We start from the raw sequence: 21,791 nt of genomic DNA, 5'->3' as shown, positions 1-21,791 counted from the left end.
CTTGCTATTGCGAACAAAGTGCAATTAAACAGGAGGTCAAGGAGTGGCCATGACGGGGGGTGTCGACCGGGGCTAGTACGGCATCCCGTTCGCGAAGTCCGTCTTGAACGTCGACTCGATGCCGTTCAGTACGCCCCCGTCGTCGACGATCAAGCCGAGCTCGCGGTTGTTGTTGAGCGAGTTGTCGGAGAAGTTCTGCGAACCCGCGAAGACCTTGGCCGACGGCGTCCCGGAGTCGGCGACGATCGTCTTGGCGTGGATGAAGAGGCCCTCCGTCGAGGAGAAGGTGACGACCGTGCCGCCGGCTTCCTTGATCTGGTCGAAGTAGCCGGCGTAGCGGTCGGGGTTCATGCCGACGACCCGGACCGTGACGCCGCGGTTCCGTGCCGCCACCACGGCGTCCACGAGGGCGCCGGCGCCGAACTCCAGTTGCTCCAGGTCGAGCGAGTGCCGGGCTCCGTTGATCAGCGCGAGCAGGCGGTCCTGGGAGTCCGTGGGCGACCAGAGCAGGTTGGCGCCGTCGGAGGGGGTGGCGGCGGTGTGGGTGTAGTCGGCGTCGAAGGTCTGCTCTATGGCGGCGACGTCCGCGGGGTCGGTGTCGACGACGCCGTAGTCGCGGCCGGTCGCGTAGTACTTCGCGTCCAGGTTGCCCGTCAGGATCAGCGACTTCGCGCGGTCCACGGTGATGGTCTTCTGGTGGGTGTAGACGAAGTCGGGCGAGGAGTACACCACGCCGACGCCCGCGGCGGTGAGGGCCTGGTAGGCCGGTTCGTTCACCGAGGGGTGCTTGGCGTCGAGGATCACCCGGACGGTCGCCCCGGCTCTCTCGCGGTTCACCAGCGCGTTCACGACCTCGGGGTCGTCCAGCTCGTACATGGTCACGTCCACCGACTTCGCGGCCGAGCGTATGAGGTCGTACACCGCGCCGTGGCTCTGATCCGGGAAGACGAGCAGGGAGTACGTACCGGGGGCCGCCTGGGCCGCGCCCGGGGTGGCCAGGAGCGACATCGAGGAGAGCAGGAGGGCGCCGGCGGCCACGGCGATCCGGCGGAAGGGATGGGGAGCGCGCATGCCGAACTCCGGTTGGTGGGAGGTGGGTACGTCGGCCCCCATGGTGTGGCCGTCGGCGGTTACGTGGGGAGGTGTTGTCGGTGAATTTTTGTCGGTGTCACGACAAGCGCCCTCGGCTCACGGGTGCCGCCGCCGTCGACTCACGCGCCATCAGCCGCGGCGCCGCGTCCTCCACCCATCGCGCCGGGCCCCCGTCCAGCAGGGCGATCAACTCCTCGGCCGCGTGCCGGCCGAACGTGGCGGTGTCGCGGGTCAGGGCCGTGAGGGTGGGGTGGGTGTTGCGGCAGAGCGCGGAGTCGTCCCACGCGACGATGGAGAGCGCATGCGGTACGGACACGCCGCGCTCCGCCGCCACCGCCAGGCCCGCCACCGCCATCACGTCGTTGTCGAAGACGATCGCGGTGGGCGGACGCTCGCCCGACAGGAGGCGCCGGGTCGCCTCGGCACCCTGCGCGTCGGAGTAGTCGGTGGTCACGGACGTCGCCTCGCGCAGGCCCCGGCGGGTGGCCTCCGCGCGGAGCGACGCGATGCGGCGGCGGGTGTGCGCCAGCTCGGCCAGGCCCGCCACGTGTGCCACGCGCCGGTGGCCCAGGCCGTGGAGGTGGTCGACGACCGAGGCCATCGCGGCCGCGTCGTCGGCCCGGACGCAGGAGATCGCGGCGCCCGACGGGACGGTACCCGCTCCCGGCGCGCCCACGATCACCGCCGGCAGCCCCAGCTCCGCCAGGAGTGCCGGGCGCGGGTCGTCCCCGCGCGGGTCGACGACGAGGAGCCCGTCCACGCGGTGCTCGGCCCACCAGCGCCGGTAGGCGGCGCACTCGGCGCCCACGTCCTCCACCACCTGGAAGAGGAGGCCCAACCCGCGTACGCCGAGCGCCTCCTGTACCCCCGAGACCAGCTGGAGGAAGAACGACTCGACGCCGAGCGTACGGGCCGGACGGGCCAGCACCAGGCCGACCGTCGCCGAGCCCTCGCCGGACAGGGCCCTGGCCGCGGCACTGGGCAGCCAGCCGAGCTGATCGGCCACCCGGCGGATCCGCTCGCGCGTGGCGGCCGAGACGCCCGGACGGCCGTTGAGCGCGAAGGACACCGCGCTCTCCGAGACGCCCGCGCGCCGCGCTATGTCCTTGATCGTCGGTCTGCGGCGCATCGCTGCCTTCCACTAAAGCGCATTAGTGCCCGACGGCAGTATTGACGGAACTCCCTTGCCGGGTGCAGGTTTTGACCGGCCTCCTACCGACCGTCCGACCCGATCGAAGGAGCTCGTCCGCCATGCCCTTATCCCGCCCGAAGCCGCATGGGCGCCTCGCCGTCACCGCCGCCCTCCTCGCCATCGCCATGGCGCTCACCGCCTGCGGTTCGGGCGGCGGCGGGGGAGGCAGCGGGGACGGCGGCATCACCTTCCAGACCTGGAATCTCCGCGCGAACTTCAAGGACTACTTCGAGGATCTGGTGGGCGACTTCGAGAAGCAGAATCCCGGCGTCAAGGTCACCTGGCTGGATCAGCCCGCCGAGCACTACGCGGACAAGCTCAGCGCCGACGCCGCCGCCGGCACCCTGCCCGACGTCGTCAACGTCTCCCCGGACCTGTCCTATCCGCTCGCCAAAGCGGGAATGCTGGTCAATCTCGACAAGGAGAACGCCGCGCAACGCTTCAAGGGCGAATACACGACGGAGGCATGGCAGGGCAACACCCTCCCCGGCCTGGGAGGTTCGTACTCCTTCCCCTGGTACCTCACCACCGGTCCGCTCTTCTACAACAAGGCCCTCTTCCGTTCCGCCGGGCTCGACCCCGAGAAACCGCCGAAGAACTACGCGGAACTGTTCACCACCGCCCTCGCCATGGCCGGCGGGTCCGGCGGACGGATCGCCACGCTCGCGAACACCCCGTCCGTCGAGGACTTCGGCCGCTACGGCGTGAAGCTGATGAACGGCGACGCCACGAAATTCACCTACAACGAGCCCAAGGGCGTGGAACTGCTCACCAAATACAAGGAGCTCTACGACCGCGGCGGCCTCGACCCGCAGGCCCTCACCAACACCCCCGAGAAATCCGGCCAGAAGTTCCTGGAACAAAAGGTCGCCATGAACCCCGGCGGCGCCAACGACCTGGCCAACTTCAAGGAGAACGCCCCCACCCTCTACCGCAACCTCGGCATCGCCGAAGCGCCGAACAACACCGGAAAGCCCAACATGTACGTGATGGGCGTGGCCGTCAACGAGAAGAGCAAGCGCAAGGCCGCCGCGATCGCCTTCGCCCACTTCGTCACCGACAGGAAGAACCAGGAGGCCTTCGCCCACGAGGTCGCCGTCTTCCCCAGCACCCGGGGGTCGCTCGACGACCCGTACTGGACGAAGGACGACGGCACCGACGAGGGCCGGGTCCGCGTGGCCTCCGCGAGGATGCTGAAGGGCGCTGTCAACTACACCCCCGTGGTGATGAGCGACGAGATGAAGACCGTCCTCAAGAACGAGGTCGCCAAGGCCCTCCAGGGCAAGAAATCCCCCCAGCAGGCACTCGACGACGCCGTCGCGCAGAGTGACAGACTTCTCCGGCAGAGCTGAGCCGCCGCCGTGAAGATTCCCGCTGTGACAACGCGCGCCGGGCGCGTTCTCGGGGCCCTGGGTCCCTGGCTCTTCCTCCTGCCCGCCCTCGCCGTCGTCGCCGTCTTCAGCCTCTACCCCTTCCTCACCACCGCCCACCAGGCGTTCACCGACGCCCGCACCCTCACCCCCGGCCGGTGGACCGGGCTCGAGAACTTCCGCGCGATGCTGGACGACGAGCAGTTCTGGACCGCCCTGCGCAACAGCGCCCTCTACGTCCTCCTCGTCGTCCCCTGCACCGTCCTCCTCCCGCTGCTGCTCGCCCTGCTGGTGCGCAAGCAACTGCCCGGCGTCACGTTCTTCCGCGCCGCCTACTACACCCCCGTCGTCGCCTCCGTGGTCGTGGTGGCCCTGATCTGGACCTGGATGCTCGACGACCGCGGCCTCGTCAACGGCATCCTGCGCGCCTTCGGCGCCGGGCCCGTCGACTTCCTGGGCGACGCGTGGCTGCTGCTGTTCAGCGCCATGGCCCTCACCGTCTGGAAGGGCCTCGGCTACTACATGATCATCTATCTGGCGGCGCTCGGGAACGTCCCCCGCGAGCTCCACGAGGCCGCCGCCGTCGACGGCGCCGGAGCCCTGCGCCGTTTCCTCAGCGTCACCCTCCCCGCCGTACGGCCGACCATGGTGCTGGTCGCTGCCTTGTCGGCCGTGGCCGCGTTCAAGGTCTTCTCCGAGGTGTACCTGATGGCCGGGCCCACCGGCGGGCCGGCCGGGCAGGACACCACGCTCGTGATGCTCGTCCAGCGCACCGGCACCGGTCTCAACGGCCGTGTCGGCTACTCCTCCGCGCTCTCCCTCGTCGTCTTCGTCATCACGCTGCTGCTGATGCTGCTCGTCCTGCGGGCCGGCCGCGTTCGAGGCGAGGCCGGTCACGCCCGAGGCGATGACAGTCACGCCCGGCACGGTCACGGCCGCGCCCGACGTGAGGAGCGCGGCTGATGCTCCGGACCTCGGGCCGGGAGAAGGTCCTGCGATACGCGCTGATGCTGCTGGTGCTGGCCCTCACCGTCGGCCCGTTCCTCTGGCAGCTCTCCACCTCCCTCAAGGACACCACCGAGGACATCTACACCTCACCCCCGCGCTTCCTCCCCCAGCACCCCACCGGCCACAACTACGCCGAGGTCGCCGACACCATCCCCGTCTGGGACTACGCCTTCAACTCCCTCAAGGTCGCCACCGCCGCCGTGCTCACCAACCTCGTCGGCGCCGCCATGGCCGGCTACGCCCTGGCCCGGCTGCGCTTCCGGGGGCGGCGGGCGGCCGGGCTCGCCTTCGTCCTGGCCCTGCTCGTGCCGGTGGAGTCCATCGTCATCGCCCAGTTGACGCTCGTACGCGACCTCCAGCTCAACAACACGCTCGTCGCCGTCGTCCTCCCCGGCTCCGTGAGCGCCCTGAACGTCCTCCTCATGCGGAACGCCTTCGCCGCCCTGCCCTACGAGACCGAGGAGGCGGCCGTCATCGACGGGGCGAACGCCTGGCAGCGCTTCCTCCGGATCGCCCTCCCCTCCGTCCGCGGCACCCTCGCGGTCGTCGCGATCTTCGCGTTCATGGGCGCCTGGGACGACTTCCTGTGGCCGCTGATCGTCCTCTCCGACCAGCACCGCTTCACCCTCACCGTCGGGCTGAACTACCTCCACGGCACGTTCACGCAGAACCCCCGGCTGGTGGCGGCCGGGACCGTCATCGCCGTCGCCCCGCTCGTCGTGATGTTCGCCTGCCTCCAGCGGTACTTCTTCCGCGGCGTCGGCGAGGGCGCCGTCAAGGGCTGAAGGGAGCCCCGACCGTCATGCGCTTCGGCGTCAACTACACCCCCACGCGCGGCTGGTTCCACCACTGGCTCGACTTCGACCTCGACGACGTCCGCGCCGACCTCGACTCCATCGCTGCCCTCGGCCTCGACCACATCCGCGTCTTCCCCCTCTGGCCGATCTTCCAGCCCAACCGCACCCTCATCCGCCCCCGCGCCGTCGACCAGCTGGTACGACTGGCCGACGCCGCCGCCGAACGCGGGCTCGACGTCGCGGTCGACGGACTCCAGGGGCACCTGTCCAGCTTCGACTTCATCCCCTCCTGGACCACCACCTGGCACCGCCGCAACATCTTCACCGCCCCCGACGTCGTCGACGCGCAGGCCGCCTATCTGACGGCGCTCGCCGCCGCCCTCGCCGGCCGGCCCGGCTTCCTCGGCATGACCGTCGGCAACGAGATCAACCAGTTCTCCGGCCGCCCCCACCCCGACCCCGACCCCGTCACCCCCGCACAGGCCGGCCGGTGGCTGCGGCGGATGCTCGCCGCGTGCGAGGCGGGCGCGCCCGGCCTGCCCCACGTCCACGCCTCCTACGACGCCGCCTGGTACGACGGCACCCACCCCTTCACCCCCGCCCACTCGGCCCGGCTCGGCGCCATGACCGCCGTCCACTCGTGGGTCTTCGACGGCACCGCCCAGCGCTACGGCCCCGACGCCCCGGCCACCGGGTTGCACGCCGCCTACCTCGTCGAGCTCTCCAGGGCATGGGCCGACGACCCCGCCCGCCCGGTGTGGCTCCAGGAGGTCGGGGCACCGGCCCCGCACGTTCCGCCGTCGAGCGCGGCGGCCTTCGCGGAGGCGACGATCGAGGCCGTCCTGGACTGCCCGGACGTCTGGGGCATCACCTGGTGGTGCTCCCACGACGTCGACCGGGCGCTGGCGGACTTCCCGGAGCTGGAGTACGGGCTGGGGCTGCTGACGAACGACCGGGTGGTCAAGCCGGTGGGGGAGGTGGTGGGGCGGTACGCGCGGGAGCGCCACCGGGGCGTGGCGGGGGTGCGGCGGACCGCGCTGGTCCTGGACGCGGGGGAGCCGGAGGACGCCCCCGGGCGCGGGGTGTGCGCGCCGGGCGGCACGTTCTTCGAGGCATGGATGCGGGGCGCCTCCGGCGGGGGGCGGCCGGGGGTGGTGCTGGCGGAGCGGGCGGGGGACGCCGGTTATCTGGCCGCCCGTGGCATCACGGAGGTCGTTCGCCCCTGACCCGCCCCTTCCCGTTTCTTTCAGGGGCTCCGCCACCGAACCCCCGCTCGAAGGAGTCACCGTGCACATGACCCGCCGTCAGGCCCTCGTGGCAGGCGCCGCCACCGCCACAGGGCTCGCGATGCCAACCGCCCCCGCCCCTGCCGCCGACCTCCAGCCCTACGCCTCCTACTGGTACCCCGACACCCTCCCCTCCGGCACCCCACCCCCCGGCGTCCGCCGGCGCAGCCTTCGCGCCTGGGCCCCCGCCGGCGACCCCGACCTCCCCTTCAACAGGGCCACCGTCCCCCTCGCCCCCCGGTTCGTTCCCCCGCCCCCCAACTCCGCCGCGCGGCGCGACGAGGCGCGGATCTCCGCGCTCGTCGCGTTCGCGCCGACGTCCGGCAACCCCTCGCAGGGGTCGGCCACCGCCGACTACTACGCCCTCACGCACTGGGCCTACCTCGACGAGCTCGTCTTCTGGGGCGGCTCCTCGGACGAGGGGCTGATCCTCGCGCCCAACGCGCCCGTGGTCGACGCCGCGCACCGCAACGGCGTGCCCGTGCTCGGGACGGTCTTCCTGCCGCCCACCGCCTACGGCGGACGGCTGGAGTGGACCCGCGACCTCGTGCGGCGCGACGCCGACGGCGGCTTCCCGCTCGCCGACAAGCTGGTGGAGGTGGCCCGGGCGTACGGCTTCGACGGCTGGTTCCTCAACGCCGAGACGGGCGGCGGGGACGCCCGGCTCGGGGCCGACACGCGGGACTTCGTCGCGTACCTCCGCCGGCGCGGCGGCCCGGGCCTGCGGGTGACGTGGTACGACGCCATGGTCATCTCCGGTGACATCGCCTGGCAGAACGAGCTCAACGACCGCAACTCCCCGTTCTTCCGCGCCGCCGACACCATGTTCCTCAACTTCAACTGGAGCCGCACCGGTCTCGCCTCCTCCGGAGAGCTCGCCCGGAGCCTCGGCCGGAGCCCGTACGAGCTGTGGGCGGGGATCGATGTGGAGGCGAACGGCTGGGACACCCGGGTCGACTGGGACGCGGTGGTCCCCGCCGGGCGCCCCCACGTCGCCTCGTTCGGCTTCTACCGCCCCGAGTGGACCTGGAAGAGCCTCCCCGGCACCGATCGCGGCCCCGCCGCGTTCCACGCGCGCGACGACCGTTTCTGGTCCGGTGCCTCCCTGGACCCGGCCCGGCCCGAACCCGGGCCAGGGCCCTGGCGCGCTCCGGCGGCCTCGGTCGCGGACCACTCCACCCTCACCTCCCTCCCCTTCGCCACCACCTTCAACACCGGTCATGGCCTCGGCTGGTACGAGCGGGGCGTGCGCGTCGCCGACGCGCCCTGGAACCACCTGGGGCTTCAGGACCGGCTCCCCGGCCGCCGCTGGGTCGTCCGGACGGCCGGCGCCGCCCGGCCCGTCGTCGGTTTCGACTTCGCCGACGCCTGGCGCGGCGGCAGCAGCCTCCTCATTGACGGCGTCGGCAGCGGCGACGGCAGCGAGTCCGCGTTTCCCTCCACCGTCGAGCTCTACGCGGCGAGACTTCCGCTGTCACCCGCCACCGTGGCCGAGCTGGCCCACCGCACCGACCCCGGCTCGGCGGCCGTCCGGGTGGAGCTGGCCGTCGCCCTGGACGAGCCGGATCGTTTCAGCTACCTCCCCGTGGGCGACCTCCCCGCCGGTGGCGGCGGCTGGACCACCGCCACCATCCCCGTGGCCCGCCTGTTACGCGGCCGCGCCGCCGCCACCGCCCACGTCCTCGGCGTCCGGCTCACCGTCCCGGACGGCGGCCGCGTCCGCTGGCGGCTCGGCGAGCTCGCCCTCCACGACGGCTCACCCGTCCCGCCCGGCCCGCCCGACGCGCCGGCCGTCACCGCCTCCACCCGCAACCCCGACGGCACGGCAGCGCTCCGCCTGACCTGGCAGCCCACAAAGCGGACATCGGGGCGGGCCCCCACGCCCGTACGCCACTACGAGCTCCACCAAGTGGTGCCCGGCGGCCGACGCCGCTTCCTCGGCGGCACCTGTGGGCATGCCTACTACGTCCCGGCGCTGCGCCGCACGGCCGACGAGGAGGCCACCCGCGTCGAGGTGCGCGCCGTGGACGAGCTCTACACCGCGTCGGCCCCCGCTTCCGTCACCCACCGCTGGTAACCACCGGACGAAGCCGCGAAGACCGCGAAGACCGGACAAGGAGAGGCATGCACAACGACCGCACCATCACCGAGGCCCGGCTCGAGCGGGTCCTGGAGGAGCGCATCCGCCCGGCCGTGTACCCCGAGTCGGTGCCGCTGGAGGTCTCGGTGTGGCACGCGCCCGGCGAGCCCGTGCCCGTCGCGGAGGGGCTGGCGGCGCCGCGCACCCCCGTCGCGGTGGGCACGGAGTGGGGCCCGGCGTGGGGCACCAGCTGGTTCACCGTCTCCGGCGCGGTACCGGACGCGTGGGCGGGGCGTACGGTCGAGGCCCTCCTGGACCTGGGCTTCGACGAGAACATGACGGGCTTCCAGTGCGAGGGCCTGGTCTACCGCCCCGACGGCTCGCCCGTGAAGGGGCTCAACCCGCGCAACCAGTGGGTGCGGATCGCCGAGCGGGCCGACGGCGGCGAGCCGGTGCTGCTGCACATCGAGGCGGCCGCCAACCCCGTCATCCTCGACTACCGCCCCTTCGTCCCCACCGAGCTGGGCGACCGCGAGACCGCCGGCGACGCGCCCCGCTACCGGCTGACCCGGATGGACCTCGCCGTCTTCGACCGGACGGTGTGGGAGCTCGTCCAGGACCTCGACGTGCTGGGGCAGCTGATGCACGAGCTGCCGGTGGACTCGCCCCGCCGCTGGGAGATCCTGCGGGCCGTCGAACGCGCCCTGGACGCCGTGGACCTCCAGGACGTCGGCGGTACGGCGGAACGGGCGCGCGAGCGGCTCGTGGACGTCCTCGCCGCGCCCGCGCACGCCTCCGCGCACCGGATCAGCGCCGTGGGACACGCCCACATCGACACGGCGTGGCTGTGGCCACTGCGCGAGACGGTCCGCAAGGTGGCCCGGACGACCGCCAATATGACCGCGCTGCTGGAGGACGAGCCGGACTTCGTCTACGCCATGTCCCAGGCGCAGCAGTTCGCCTGGATCAAGGAGCACCGGCCGGAGGCGTACGCGCGGGTGAAGAAGGCGGTCGCCGAGGGCCGTTTCGTCCCCGTGGGCGGCATGTGGGTGGAGTCCGACACGAACATGCCGGGGTCGGAGGCGCTGGCCCGGCAGTTCACGCACGGCAAGCGCTTCTTCCTGGAGGAGTTCGGGATCGAGACGGAGGAGGTCTGGCTCCCGGACTCCTTCGGCTACTCGGCGGCGCTTCCGCAACTGGTGCGGCTGGCGGGGGCGAAGTGGTTCCTGACGCAGAAGATCTCCTGGAGCCAGACCAACACCTTCCCGCACCACACCTTCTGGTGGGAGGGCCTGGACGGCACCCGGGTCTTCACCCACTTCCCCCCGATCGACACCTACAACTCCCAGCTCTCGGGCCGCGAACTCGCCCACGCCACCCGCAACTTCCGCGAGAAGGGCGGCGCGACGCGCTCCCTCGCCCCCACGGGCTGGGGCGACGGCGGAGGCGGCACGACACGGGAGATGCTGGCGAGGGCGAAGCGGCTGGCGGATCTGGAGGGCTCGGCCAAGGTCGTCTTCGAGAAGCCGTCGGCGTTCTTCGAGAAGGCCCACGCCGAGTACGCCGACGCCCCGGTGTGGGCCGGCGAGCTCTACCTGGAGCTGCACCGGGCGACGCTCACCAGCCAGGCCCGCACCAAGCAGGGCAACCGCCGCAGCGAGCACCTGCTGCGCGAGGCGGAGCTGTGGGCGGCCACGGCGGCGGTACGGACCGGGGCGCCGTATCCGTACGAGGCGCTGGATCGGCTGTGGAAGACGGTGCTGCTGCACCAGTTCCACGACATCCTGCCCGGGACGTCGATCGCCTGGGTGCACCGGGAGGCCGCACGGACGTACGCCGAGGTGGCCGCCGAACTCGAGTCGCTGATCGCGGACGCCCTGGGGGCGCTGGCGGGTGACGGCGAGGCGACGGTCGTCTTCAACGCGGCCCCCCACGCGCGGGGTGGCGTGCCGGCGCTCGGGGCGGCGGCCTCGGCGGAGCCGTCGACAGCGCCGGCCACCACCGTGGAGCCGCGCGAGGGCGGCGGTTTCGTGCTGGACAACGGTCTGCTGACGGTCGTCGTCGACGCGCGCGGGCTGCTCGTCTCCGTCCACGACCGGCGGGCCGGCCGCGAGACCCTGGCGCCGGGGGCCGCCGGGAACCTCCTCCAGTTGCACCAGGACTTCCCCAACATGTGGGACGCGTGGGACGTCGACCGCTTCTACCGCAACACGGTCACGGATCTGACGGACGTCGACGCGCTGGAGCTGACGGACGACGGCGCCACCGTCCTGATCGTCCGAACCTTCGGTTCCTCGCGCGTCGAGCAGCGGATCACGCTGCCGCGGGGGGAGCGCCGGGTGGAGGTGGAGACGGAGGTCGACTGGCACGAGACGGAGAAGTTCCTCAAGGCCGCCTTCCCGCTGGACGTGCACACCGACCGGGTCGCGGCCGAGACCCAGTTCGGCCACCTCTACCGGCCCACCCACACCAACACCAGCTGGGACGCCGCCAAGTTCGAGGCCTGCGCGCACCGGTTCGTCCATGTGGAGGAGCCGGGGTGGGGCGTGGCGCTGGTCGACGACTCGACGTACGGGTACGACGTGACGCGGACCGGTACGACCACCACCCTGCGCCTCTCCCTGCTGCGGGCTCCCCGCTTCCCGGACCCCCGCACCGACCAGGGCGTCCACCGTTTCCGCTACGCGCTGGTGCCGGGGGCGTCCGTGGGGGACGCGGTACGCGAGGGCTACCGGATCAACCTGCCGGAGCGGCGCGTTCCGGGGGCGGTGGACGGCGTCGCTCCGCTGGTGTCCGTGGACGACGACGCGGTCGTCGTCTCGGCGGTGAAGCTGGCGGACGACGGCAGCGGGGACGTGGTCGTCCGGGTCTACGAGTCACTGGGCGGACGCGCGAAGGCTTGCCTGACAGCGGGCTTCGACGTCGGGGAAGTGACGGTCTGCGACCTGCTGGAACGACCGCTCGCGGCCGGGTCGCTGAGCCTGTCGCTCCGGCCGTTCGAGATCGTGACGTTGCGGCTGCGCCGGGGCTGAGATCAGCCCCTCCGGTGGTGGGGGCAAACCCACCGCTCAACGGTGCCGCACCAGCGGAAACGGCAACGTCTCCCGGATCGACAAGCCCGTCAGGAACATCACCAGCCGGTCCACCCCGATCCCCAACCCCCCGGTCGGCGGCATCGCGTACTCCAGCGCTCGCAGGAAGTCCTCGTCCAGCTCCATCGCCTCCGCGTCGCCCCCCGCCGCCAGCAGGGACTGCGCCGTCAGCCGGCGGCGCTGCTCCACCGGGTCGATGAGCTCGGAGTACGCGGTGCCCAGTTCCGTGCCGAAGGCGACGAGGTCCCACCGCTCGGCGAGCCGGGCGTCCGCGCGGTGGGGGCGGGTCAGGGGGGAGACGTCGGTGGGGAAGTCCTTGTAGAAGACCGGGAGCGTGGTGCGCTCCTCGACGAGCCGCTCGTAGAGCTCCAGCACCAGGTCGCCACGACCGCACTCCGGCCGGTGCGGCACGCCCGCCGCGGCGCAGTGGGCGCGCAGCGCCGCGACGGACGTGTCCGCGCCGATCTCCTGGCCCAGGGCCTCGGAGAGCGCGCCGTAGACGGTCTTCACGGGCCACGGGCCCGAGATGTCGTGCCGGACGGGCCTGCCGCGCTCGTCCGGCCGTACCGCCACCGGGGAGCCGTGGGCGGCCGTCGCCGCCTCCTGGACGAGCTCGCGGGTCAGGTCGAGCATCACGTCGTAGTCGGCGAACGCCTGGTACGCCTCCAGCATCGTGAACTCGGGGTTGTGCTTGTACGAGACGCCCTCGTTGCGGAAGGTCCGGCCCAGTTCGAAGACCTTCTCCATGCCGCCGACACACAGCCGTTTGAGGTACAGCTCGGGGGCGATGCGCAGGTACAGGTCGAGGTCGTAGGCGTTGATGTGGGTGGTGAAGGGGCGGGCGTTGGCGCCGCCGTGGACCTGCTGGAGCATCGGGGTCTCGACCTCCAGGAAGCCCCGGTCGAGCAGGCCCCGGCGCAGTGCCTGGACGGCCGCGCCGCGCGCCTGTACGGTCCGCCGGGCAGCCGGGCTGATCACGAGGTCCACGTAGCGCATCCGGACCCGGGCCTCGGGGTCGGCGAGGCCGCGCCGCTTGTCGGGCAGGGGGCGCAGGCACTTGGCGATCAGCCGGGCCCGGGTGACGAAGACCGTCAGCTCGCCCCGGTCGGTGGTGCCCACTTCGCCCTCGGCCTCCAGGTGGTCGCCGAGGTCGACGTGGCGGGTGAAGCGGCGCAGCAGCTCCTCGCCGGAGCCGTCCCGGGTGAAGGTCAGCTGGAGGTCGCCGGACCAGTCGCGGAGGACGGCGAAGGCGACGCCGCCGTGGTCGCGGACGAGCAGCACGCGCCCGGCGACGGTCACCCGTTCGCCGGTGCGGGAGGCGGGGGGCAGGCCGGGGTGGGCGGCACGGACCGCGGCCAGGGTGTGGGTGCGGTGGGCGTCGGCGGGGTACGGGTCGACGCCCGCCTCCCGCAGCCGGTCCAGCTTGTGCCGCCGTACCCGGACCTGCTCCGGCAGGCCCGCGAGCTCGTCCGCCTCCGCCGTCCCGGCTCCCTCGCCGGGGGCGAAGCCCAGCTCGGACAGGGAGGGGAGGCCGGCCGTGGAGGCGGGGCTGGCGATGCCCCGGGCCCGTCCTCGGCGCCACAGCTTCCCCAGGCTCGGCACCGAGACGAAGCCCTCCGCGATGCCCGCCGCGAGCCCGATCCGGGCCAGGGCGCCCGCGTCGGCGTAGCACAGGAAGCGAGGGCGCCACTCCGGGTTGTACTTCACGTTCGACCGGTAGAGCGCCTCCAACTGCCACCACTTGGAGAAGAACAGCAGGAGCCTGCGCCACAGCCGCAGCACCGGGCCCGCGCCGATGCGCGCGCCCTCCTCGAACGCGGAGCGGAAGACGGCGAAGTTCAGGGAGATGTGCTTGACGCCGAACCGCCCGGCCTGGGCGCACAAGCGCGCGATCATGAACTCCATGACCCCGTTGGGCGCCGCCCGGTCCCGGCGCATCACGTCCAGCGAGATCCCGTCTGACCCCCAGGGCACGAACGACAGCAGCGCGATCATCGTGCCCTCGCTGTCGAACGCCTCGACGAGCAGGCAGTCCCCGTCGGCCGGGTCGCCCAGCCGGCCCAGCGCCATCGAGAAGCCGCGCTCGGTCTCGGTGTCCCGCCAGGCGTCGGCGCGCCGGATGACCTCGCCCATCTCCTCGTCGGAGAGCGCCGAGTGACGCCGTACGCGCACGGTCGCGCCCGTGCGCTCCACCCGGTGGACTGCCTGCCGGGTCACCCGCATCTCCCGGCCCTCCAGGTCGAACGTGGCCACCTGGAGGATCGCCTCGTCGCCCAGTTGGAGCGCGCCCAGCCCCGCGCGGGCGTAGGCCCTGGCGCCCTCCTCGCCGGCGCCCATCACCGCCGGCTGCCAGCCGTAGCGGCCCGCGACCTCCAGCCAGGCCGCGATCGCGGGGTCCCACGCCTCCGGGTCGCCCAGCGGGTCGCCGGAGGCCAGGCAGACCCCGGCCTCCACCCGGTAGGTGACGGCGGCCTTGCCGCTGGGGGAGAAGACGACGGCCTTGTCGCGGCGGGTCGCGAAGTAGCCGAGGGAGTCCCGGCCGCCGTAGCGGCCGAGGAGGGCGCGGATGCGCGGCTCCTCGTCGTCGTGGAGGGCCGCCTCCAGGCGCTGCGAGCGGAAGAGCGTCATCGCCGCGTTCAGCAGGGCCAGCGCGCCGAGCAGGCCGAGGAGGAAGAACAGCCAGTGCGGCGGGTGCCCGGCGAAGTGCCGCCCGCTGACCAGGCCGCCGCACACCTTGTTGGCCACGAACAGCAGCCGGTTGCCGCCGCCGCGCTCCAGCGTGCCCGGGAACAGCGACACCAGCCCCCAGCCCACCAGGATCGCCACCGCCAGCCCCGCCGCCAGCACCAGCAAGGCGCGCAGGAACGCGCCGCGCCGGGACGCCGCGTAGAACTCCCGCCGGGCCAGGACCAGCAGCGTCATCGCGGCGAGGCTGAGCGCCAGCGAGGGGATCATGTCCCAGTAGCCCACGGCCAGCAGCACCGCGTCGGTGAAGACCAGCAGCGCCAGGTAGGCCAGCACGAACCAGAGCGTGACCCGCTTGCGGGCGGCGGTCGCGGCGGCGAGCAGCAGCAGGAAGACGGCGTAGGCGAGGTTGGCGGCGGTGGGGATCGTCAGCAGGTCCAGGGCGCGGGTCAGCGGCAGCACCGCGCGGCGCAGCGGCGGGATCAGGGAGGTCAGCGCGCAGAAGACGCCGAGCAGACCGAAGAAGAGCGCGAAGCCGTTGGGCACCCGGCGCAGGAAGCGCTGCCACGCCGTCACCCGTTCGGCGCCCCCCGCGCCCTCCCGTGCCGAGCGCGCCCCCGGTGTCGCCGGCGCCCCCGATTCCCGCACGGTTGCGGCGGACCGGTCCCGGACTGTGCGGCTCATTCCGTCAGCCTAGGCATCCTCGGCGCCGTCTGCCCGTCGGAATGCGCTCCGCGGGGGCGTGTGTCACGCGCGGCACGCCGACAGGGCGCCGGGCCCCTGACGAGGGCCCGCACGAGCCGACAGCCGGGTGGCGTGTCCCTCGTCCGCCCCCGGCTGTCGCCCCGTTTCGCGCACCCGTTCCACGGTTCACGGCCGAATCGGTGATTCCCACCCGGATGGCGTATGCCCGTCGCACCGGTCCCTGCGGTGAGATGAGCAAGACTGGCGGACGCCCGCTGCCGCACCGAGGAGGTACATCATGGCCGTATCGATTTCCATGGTCCTGTTGCTTCTGATTCTGTCGGTGGTGTTCATGCGCAACGGAGGGCTGCGCTTCTCGCACGCGATGGTCTGCGTTCTGCTGGGTTTCGTGCTCGCCAGCACCAGCGTCGCGCCGACCATCTCGCACGGGATCAACGCCACCGCCGAGATCGTCGGCGGCGTCAGGCCCTGACCGGCCCGGCGGCGCCCCTCAGCGCCCGATCTCCACGTCCTCCAGCACACCCAGCGCGTCCGGGACCAGGACGGCCGCCGAGTAGTAGGCGCTCACCAGGTAGGACGACACGGCCTGCTCGTTGATGCCCATGAAGCGCACATTGAGGCTGGGCTGGAACTCGTCCGGGATGCCGGTCTGGTGGAGGCCGATGACGCCCTGGTTGTCCTCGCCCATGCGCATCGCGATGATCGAGCTGGTGCCGGTGTCGCTCACCGGGATCTTGTTGCAGGGCAGCAGGGGGACACCGCGCCAGGAGCGCACGGAGGTGCCCAGGAAATCGAGGTTCTTCGGGTAGAGACCTCGGCTGGTGCACTCGCGCCCGAAGGCGGCGATCGTCCGCGGATGGGCCAGGAAGACCTGGGTCTTGCGGCGCCGTGAGAGCAGCTCGTCGAGGTCGTCGGGGGTGGGCGGGCCGGTGCGGGTGTGGATGCGCTGGCTGAAGTCGGCGTTGTGGAGGAGGCCGAACTCGCGGTTGTTGATCATTTCGTGTTCCTGGCGTTCGCGCAGGGCCTCGACGGTGAGCCGCAGCTGTTGTTCGAGCTGGTTCATCGGCTCGTTGTAGAGGTCGGCGACGCGTGTGTGGACCCGCAGCACCGTCTGGGCGACGCTCAGCTCGTACTCGCGGGGCTTGAGCTCGTAGTCCACGAACGTGCCGGTGATGGCCGGCTCGCCGGTGTGGCCCGAGGTCACCGCGATGTCCGCCTCGCCCCGCTTGTTGGCGGGGGGCGCGGGCCGGGACGCGAAGCCCGCGACGTGCGCGCGCAGCGCGTCGGAACGATCGGCGATCGCCTCGTACGCCTGCCGGCTGAGCGTCAGCACCGCGCAGCGGGTCACGGCCCGGACGGTGAAGGCCCAGGTGCCGTCGGGCTCCAGGGGCACCTTCTCACCGAAGTAGTCGCCGTCGGCGAGGGTGCCGAGCGCGGTCTCGTCCCCGTACTTGCCGGTGCCGGTCTTGGCGAGCTTGCCGTGCGCGATGAGGAAGATCTGGTCGGCGGGCTGCCCCGCCTCCACGAGCGCGTCGCCCGGGGCGTACTCCCGCTGCACGAAGGCGTCCGCCAGGGCCTCCAGGACGTCGGCGTCCTCGAAGCCGCGCAGGACGGGCAGCTCGCCCAGCTCCGGCGGGATGACCCGGATGTCGGCGCCGGTGGAGATGAACTCCACCCGGCCGTCCCCGACGGTGTAGGTGAGCCGCCGGTTGACCCGGTAGGTGCCGGCCGAGACCTGCACCCAGGGCAGGACGCGCAGCAGCCAGCGCGAGGAGATCCCCTGCATCTGGGGGACGGACTTGGTGGTCGTCGCGAGCTGGCGTGCCGCGCCGGTGCCCAGGCTCAGCTGCGCCTGAGCGGCCTGCTCGGTGTTCTCCGGCTCCACTGACGTGGTCATATGTGGTGATCACCCATCTGTGTGAATCAGGCTGTGAAACGTGGTGCGGAGCACCCCGGAGAGCCGGACGGCGGCTGTGCCCAGACCGATGGGCCCGCCCGGCTGTCGGGGTGGCGATCCTCTTCACGCGCTCATACGGGAAGAGGGCTTCGACGGAATTCCTCAGTGCCCGATCTCGACGTTCTCGAGGATTCCGAGGGCATCGGGCACCAGGACCGCCGCCGAGTAGTAGGCGCTCACCAGATAGGACATGATGGCCTTTTCGCTGATGCCCATGAAGCGCACCGAAAGGCTCGGCTGGTATTCATCGGGAATTCCCGTGCGGTGGAGGCCGATGACACCCTGGGACTCCTCGCCGGTGCGCATCAGCAGAATCGAGCTGACACCCGTCTCCGTGATCGGGATCTTGTTGCAGGGGTAGATGGGCACGCCCCGCCAGGCCGGCAGGGAGTGCCCGCCCACCTGGGCGCTGTCCGGGTAGACGCCCCGGCGGTTGAACTCCCGGGCGATCGCCGCGATGGTGCGCGGGTGGGCCAGCAGGAAGCCCGGGTCCTTCCAGACCGTCGCCAGCAGCTCGTCGAGGTCGTCGGGGGTGGGCGGTCCGCTGCGGGTGTGGATGCGCTGGCTGAGATCGGCGTTGTGGAGGAGGCCGAACTCGCGGTTGTTGATCATTTCGTGTTCCTGGCGTTCGCGCAGGGCCTCGACGGTGAGCCGCAGCTGTTGTTCGAGCTGGTTCATCGGCTCGTTGTAGAGGTCGGCGACGCGTGTGTGCACCCGCAGCACCGTCTGGGCGACACTCAGCCCGTACTCGCGCGGCGAGGTCTCGTAGTTCGCGAAGACCCCGGGCAGGGAGGGCTCCCCGCTGTGGCCGGAGGCGACGTCGATCGCCGACTCCCCGTACTCGTTGTGGGGGAGGGCCGACCGGCGGCGGTAGCCCTCGACATGCGCGCTCAGGCCGGGGGAGCCGTCCAGGGCCTCCTGGAAATCCGCGCGCGGCAGCGTCAGCACCGTACAGGCCGTCACCGCCCGGACGGAGAAATCCCACTCGCCCGGCTGCTCGGCGGCCAGCGCCTGATCACCGACGTACCCGCCGTCGGCCAGCACGCCCAGCACGGCCGGCTCTCCGTACTCGCCCTCGTGGAACTTCTCGGCCTTGCCGTGGGCGAGCAGTACCACCTCGTCCGCTGGACGCCCGGCCTCGACCAGCAGCTCACCGGGGCGGTACTCCCGCTGGACGAACCGGCCGGCCAGCGCCTCCAGGACCGCGGAGTCCTCGAAGCCGCGCAGCAAGGGCAGCTCGCCGAGCTCCGCCGGGATGACCCGCACCTCGGCGCCGGTCGTGAAGAACTCCACCCGGCCGTCGCCGAGCGTGTGCGTCAGCCGGCGGTTCACCCGGTACGTACCGCCGGAGAGCTGAACCCACGGCAGCAGCCGCAGGAGCCACCGCGAGGTGATCCCCTGCATCTGCGGCACGGACTTGGTCGTGGTCGCCAGATTGCGGGCGGCCTCGGTGCCCAGACTCAGCCGCCCGGGTGGATTATCCGTGCCCGCTCCGGTCTCCACTGACGTCGTCATAATCGAATGCCCACCCATCCATTACGGAAGAACCCATTGCGGAACCGTCGGGAATTCCCGCTCGCCCCCATTCGAAGCTAGCAGCGCGAATCGATGGGGGCGATCACTCAAAAGGATGGGATTGAAGGGTGATGTCAAGGTCGGATAAAAATGCCCACGCCGTTGGGGACGGGCCGTTCGGCACCGCCCGACGGATGGTTGCGCACGGTCGGCCGGGCCTCTCCCGGCTCCCGGGCGACGAGCGTCGACGAGCCGCCGCCGTCGAGGTTGAAGCCGTCGGAGGCCCCCAGCCCCTTCAACGCCTGGGCCAGCTCCAGCAGGGTCAGCCCCGGACGGTGGGCGCCGCCGCCGTCGAGCGCCAGCAGCAACAGCCGCCGCCCCCGGTCCGCCAGGCCGGCCGCGGTCCGTACGGCGGCGGTCTCCGCGTCCAGCCCCGAGACCGGCCTGCCCCCGCGCAGCAGGGGGAAACCCCCGATCGCGAAGCGCAACGACCCCGAACGCCGGGGCCGCAGGTACTCGTCGACCCTCACCCGGTCACCGACCTTGAGCTTGCGCAGCTGCCGCGCCCCGTCCTCACGCCCCAGCAGCACCACCGAACCCCGCGCGACGGCGCCCCGGCCGGGCCGCTCCGCCACGGCCGTCACCTTGCCCCCGCGCACGGTCAGTTCACGGGTGTCGTCGCTGCACGGCGCGCCCCGGTCGGTGTCCGTGCCACAGGTGGCCCGCAGCCGTGACGCCGTGCCCCAGGCCGGGGTGAACGCCCCGATGCCGTCGACCGGGATCGCGTACTGATTGAAGCCGCTCAGCGGGAACTCGTCGTTCCGCGCGCGCACGGAACCCTCCAGCGTGAGCCGGTCCAGCCGGGCCGTCCGGTCCGCGCCCACGCCCAGCACGTCCTCCGTGGTGCCGCCCGACGGCATCGCCGGCCCGAACCGCTGGCCGTCCGGCACCGCCGCCTTCAGGTCGTGCCCGCCCGTCACGGCCGGCCCCACCGGCGCGCCCGTGGCGTCCACCCCGGGGTGCTGCGCCTCGGCGATGTTGAAGAAGTCCCCGTTCACCCCGCCGACCGCGCCGCTGTCGGCGGCCATCCGGGACAGCCGCTCCCGGGCGCCCACCGCGCCCGGATACAGCAGGTCCACCGACACCCGCCGTTCGCGCAGATCGACCGTGAGCAGATGCCCGTACGCCGGTCCGTTCGATCCCTTCAGCGAGAACCCCCGATACGTCACCCCGGGCCCCAGCGCCGACGGCGCGCCCAGCTCCGGCGGGGAGAAATCCTCCGTGCCCGCCCACGCCGTGCCGCCCCCGACCAGCGAGACCCATGCCACCAGTACCGTCAGAACCGCGCGCACGCGGCGTCCACGTCTTCCCACTGTCTCCCCAGAGGTCCCGTCAACTCTGTCACGACGCAAGGGACTTATCCATGCCCCGAAAGAACGACAGGGAAATCTCAGGCGGCGCCCGGCGCAACTCTCGGCCCGGCTCTGTCAAACGGCCCGGTGGGCCCCGATACTCGCAAGCGTCAGCGCGCGCAGCCCGCCCCTATTCGCTCACCGAGCCACCGGGAGGCAGCCCCATGACCCGAACGCGCCGATCCGCCGTCCTCACCCTCGGAGCCGCGCTCACCGGTTCCCTCGCCGCCCCGGCCCTCGCGGCGGCGGACGCCGGGCGCGGCAGGCCGCCGCTGCGCCACGCCCACGCGCACAACGACTACGAGCACCCCCACCCGCTCACCGACGCCCTCTCCCACGGTTTCAACAGCGTGGAGGCCGACATCTGGCTGGTCGGGGGCGAGCTCCTCGTCGCGCACGACGCCTCCGGACTCGACCCCGCACGCACGCTCGAATCCCTCTATCTCGACCCCTTGCTGCGCCGCGTCAGAGCCAACCGCGGCCGGGTCTACCGCGGATACGACCTGACCCTCCAGTTGCTCATCGACATCAAGACCCCGGGCGACGCCACCTACCGGGCCCTGTCGCGCCGTCTGCGCCCGTACCACCCGATGCTCACCGAGTGGTCCGGCGGACGGGTCCGCCGCGCCGCGGTGACCGCCGTGGTCTCGGGTGACCGCGGCGCCCGCGCCCCCATGGAGGCGGAGCGGACGCGCCACGCCTTCTACGACGGCCGGCTCACCGACCTCGGGGGCGCGCCCGCCTCCTTCGCGCCCCTCGTCAGCGACAACTGGGGGCAGAACTTCACCTGGCGGGGGGTGGGCCCCATGCCCGCCCGTGAGCGGGCCGCCCTGCGGCGGATCGCCGCCACCGCGCACGCGGAGGGCCGGACGGTCCGCTTCTGGGCCACGCCTGACGCGCCGGGCCCGGCGCGGGACGCGCTCTGGCGGGAGCTCCTCGCCGCCGGTGTGGACTACCTCAACACGGACGACCTGGCAGGTCTGGAGACGTTCCTGCGCGCAGCTCGTTGAGCACCCGGCACACTTCCGCGTCCCGCACCGACGGCAGCAGCATCGCGACCGCCTGCACCAGCTTGCCCAGCACGAAGGTCGTGTCGGGCGTGGCGCGCACCAGCTCCCGTACCCTCTCCGTGTCCTTCCGCCACACGGATTCGAGCAGCACTGCGACATCCGGTGCGGCCTCCTCGTCCGTCTCGACCCAACCGGGCTCGTCCGGCACCCGCTTGACGAGGTGCCGCAGCACCCGGTCGGCGACATCGGGCCGGTAGGCCTTCCGGACGGCCTCGTTGGCGATCCAGACGAGCGCGGCGACGAGGTCCCGGGCCTCTTCGGTCGCCATGGACCGGGGCAGCGAGTCGTCGAACGCCGCCTGATTGCCGTGCCGGAAGGCGAGCAGAAGGCGGGCCGCGCCCGCCTTCGCCTCAACGGCGCGTGTCCGTGTGATCTCGGCAGTCATCGGTCGAATCATACGGTTAACAGATATTTATTCCGGTAATGCCGCATCGTCGGCGGGTCGCTGGAATGTCCGGTTCCCGAGCGGATCCCGTAGCGGAACGGTCACCGCGCGGGCCGGGCCGCCGCGGCCGGGGAACGCTGGCCGT

15 protein-coding genes are annotated in these 21,791 nt (G+C 72.2%); 8 read left to right on the top strand and 7 right to left on the bottom strand.

Annotated features, from left to right (window positions below):
• Positions 1 to 72: 72 nt before the first annotated feature.
• Positions 73 to 1,071, bottom strand: a complete 999-nt coding sequence (locus IE096_RS02570; RefSeq protein ID WP_229819869.1) for a phospholipase D-like domain-containing protein — start codon at positions 1,069 to 1,071, stop codon at positions 73 to 75.
• Between the two features lie 97 nt (positions 1,072 to 1,168).
• Positions 1,169 to 2,221: a LacI family DNA-binding transcriptional regulator gene (locus IE096_RS02565; RefSeq protein WP_189447914.1), complete on the bottom strand. Its 1,053-nt coding sequence runs from the start codon at positions 2,219 to 2,221 to the stop codon at positions 1,169 to 1,171.
• Positions 2,222 to 2,343: 122 nt separating this feature from the next.
• On the opposite strand from IE096_RS02565, the gene IE096_RS02560 reads away from it, so the two are divergent.
• The 6 genes from IE096_RS02560 to IE096_RS02535 all read left to right on the top strand — a co-directional run bounded on the left by IE096_RS02560 (position 2,344) and on the right by IE096_RS02535 (position 11,857).
• On the top strand, positions 2,344 to 3,636 hold the full coding sequence (locus IE096_RS02560) for an ABC transporter substrate-binding protein (RefSeq protein ID WP_189447913.1): 1,293 nt from the start codon (positions 2,344 to 2,346) through the stop codon (positions 3,634 to 3,636).
• Positions 3,637 to 3,660: 24 nt separating this feature from the next.
• Positions 3,661 to 4,617: a carbohydrate ABC transporter permease gene (locus tag IE096_RS02555; protein WP_229819868.1), complete on the top strand. Its 957-nt coding sequence runs from the start codon at positions 3,661 to 3,663 to the stop codon at positions 4,615 to 4,617.
• Positions 4,617 to 5,447, top strand: coding sequence for a carbohydrate ABC transporter permease (locus tag IE096_RS02550; RefSeq protein WP_189447909.1), 831 nt, complete (start codon positions 4,617 to 4,619; stop codon positions 5,445 to 5,447). Before IE096_RS02555 ends, IE096_RS02550 begins: the two co-directional genes overlap by 1 nt.
• Positions 5,448 to 5,464: 17 nt before the next feature.
• Complete coding sequence (locus IE096_RS02545) at positions 5,465 to 6,685, top strand: glycoside hydrolase 5 family protein (RefSeq protein ID WP_189447907.1); 1,221 nt, start codon at positions 5,465 to 5,467, stop codon at positions 6,683 to 6,685.
• A 67-nt stretch (positions 6,686 to 6,752) separates the two neighbouring features.
• Positions 6,753 to 8,822: an endo-beta-N-acetylglucosaminidase gene (locus IE096_RS02540; RefSeq protein ID WP_189447905.1), complete on the top strand. Its 2,070-nt coding sequence runs from the start codon at positions 6,753 to 6,755 to the stop codon at positions 8,820 to 8,822.
• Between the two features lie 47 nt (positions 8,823 to 8,869).
• Positions 8,870 to 11,857, top strand: coding sequence for an alpha-mannosidase (locus tag IE096_RS02535; protein WP_189447903.1), 2,988 nt, complete (start codon positions 8,870 to 8,872; stop codon positions 11,855 to 11,857).
• A gap of 36 nt (positions 11,858 to 11,893) precedes the next feature.
• Here the strand turns inward: IE096_RS02535 and lysX are convergent, their stop codons facing one another.
• The gene (gene lysX, locus IE096_RS02530; protein ID WP_189447901.1) at positions 11,894 to 15,286 is read right to left on the bottom strand and encodes a bifunctional lysylphosphatidylglycerol synthetase/lysine--tRNA ligase LysX; all 3,393 of its coding nucleotides are present in this window, start codon (positions 15,284 to 15,286) and stop codon (positions 11,894 to 11,896) included.
• Between the two features lie 298 nt (positions 15,287 to 15,584).
• Here lysX and IE096_RS02525 point away from each other — a divergent pair, with 298 nt between their 5' ends.
• A complete protein-coding gene (locus IE096_RS02525; protein ID WP_126917074.1) occupies positions 15,585 to 15,779 on the top strand; it encodes a hypothetical protein in 195 nt (64 codons plus the stop codon).
• Positions 15,780 to 15,797: 18 nt separating this feature from the next.
• Here IE096_RS02525 and IE096_RS02520 read toward each other — a convergent pair whose 3' ends face one another.
• From IE096_RS02520 to IE096_RS02510, 3 genes are all read right to left on the bottom strand, one after another.
• Positions 15,798 to 17,204 carry a family 2B encapsulin nanocompartment shell protein gene (locus tag IE096_RS02520; protein ID WP_189447898.1) on the bottom strand — a complete coding sequence of 469 codons (1,407 nt, stop codon included), beginning with the start codon at positions 17,202 to 17,204 and terminating at the stop codon, positions 15,798 to 15,800.
• A 162-nt stretch (positions 17,205 to 17,366) separates the two neighbouring features.
• Positions 17,367 to 18,779 (bottom strand): family 2B encapsulin nanocompartment shell protein, encoded by a 1,413-nt coding sequence (locus IE096_RS02515; RefSeq protein ID WP_189447896.1) that lies wholly within the window; start codon positions 18,777 to 18,779, stop codon positions 17,367 to 17,369.
• 134 nt (positions 18,780 to 18,913) lie between these two features.
• Positions 18,914 to 20,131 (bottom strand): phosphodiester glycosidase family protein, encoded by a 1,218-nt coding sequence (locus IE096_RS02510; RefSeq protein ID WP_189447894.1) that lies wholly within the window; start codon positions 20,129 to 20,131, stop codon positions 18,914 to 18,916.
• Between the two features lie 224 nt (positions 20,132 to 20,355).
• Between IE096_RS02510 and IE096_RS02505 the strand changes: the two genes are divergently transcribed.
• Positions 20,356 to 21,201 carry a phosphatidylinositol-specific phospholipase C/glycerophosphodiester phosphodiesterase family protein gene (locus IE096_RS02505; RefSeq protein ID WP_189447892.1) on the top strand — a complete coding sequence of 282 codons (846 nt, stop codon included), beginning with the start codon at positions 20,356 to 20,358 and terminating at the stop codon, positions 21,199 to 21,201.
• Here IE096_RS02505 and IE096_RS02500 read toward each other — a convergent pair.
• Complete coding sequence (locus tag IE096_RS02500) at positions 21,149 to 21,646, bottom strand: hypothetical protein (RefSeq protein WP_189447884.1); 498 nt, start codon at positions 21,644 to 21,646, stop codon at positions 21,149 to 21,151. The genes IE096_RS02505 and IE096_RS02500 overlap by 53 nt on opposite strands.
• Positions 21,647 to 21,791 lie beyond the last annotated feature (145 nt).

Origin of the sequence: Streptomyces abikoensis (assembly GCF_014648775.1) — a bacterium.
Classification (GTDB): Bacteria; Actinomycetota; Actinomycetes; order Streptomycetales; family Streptomycetaceae; genus Streptomyces; species Streptomyces abikoensis.
Note: the sequence above shows the minus strand (reverse complement) of the source record. Positions and strands in the feature narration are given on the sequence as shown.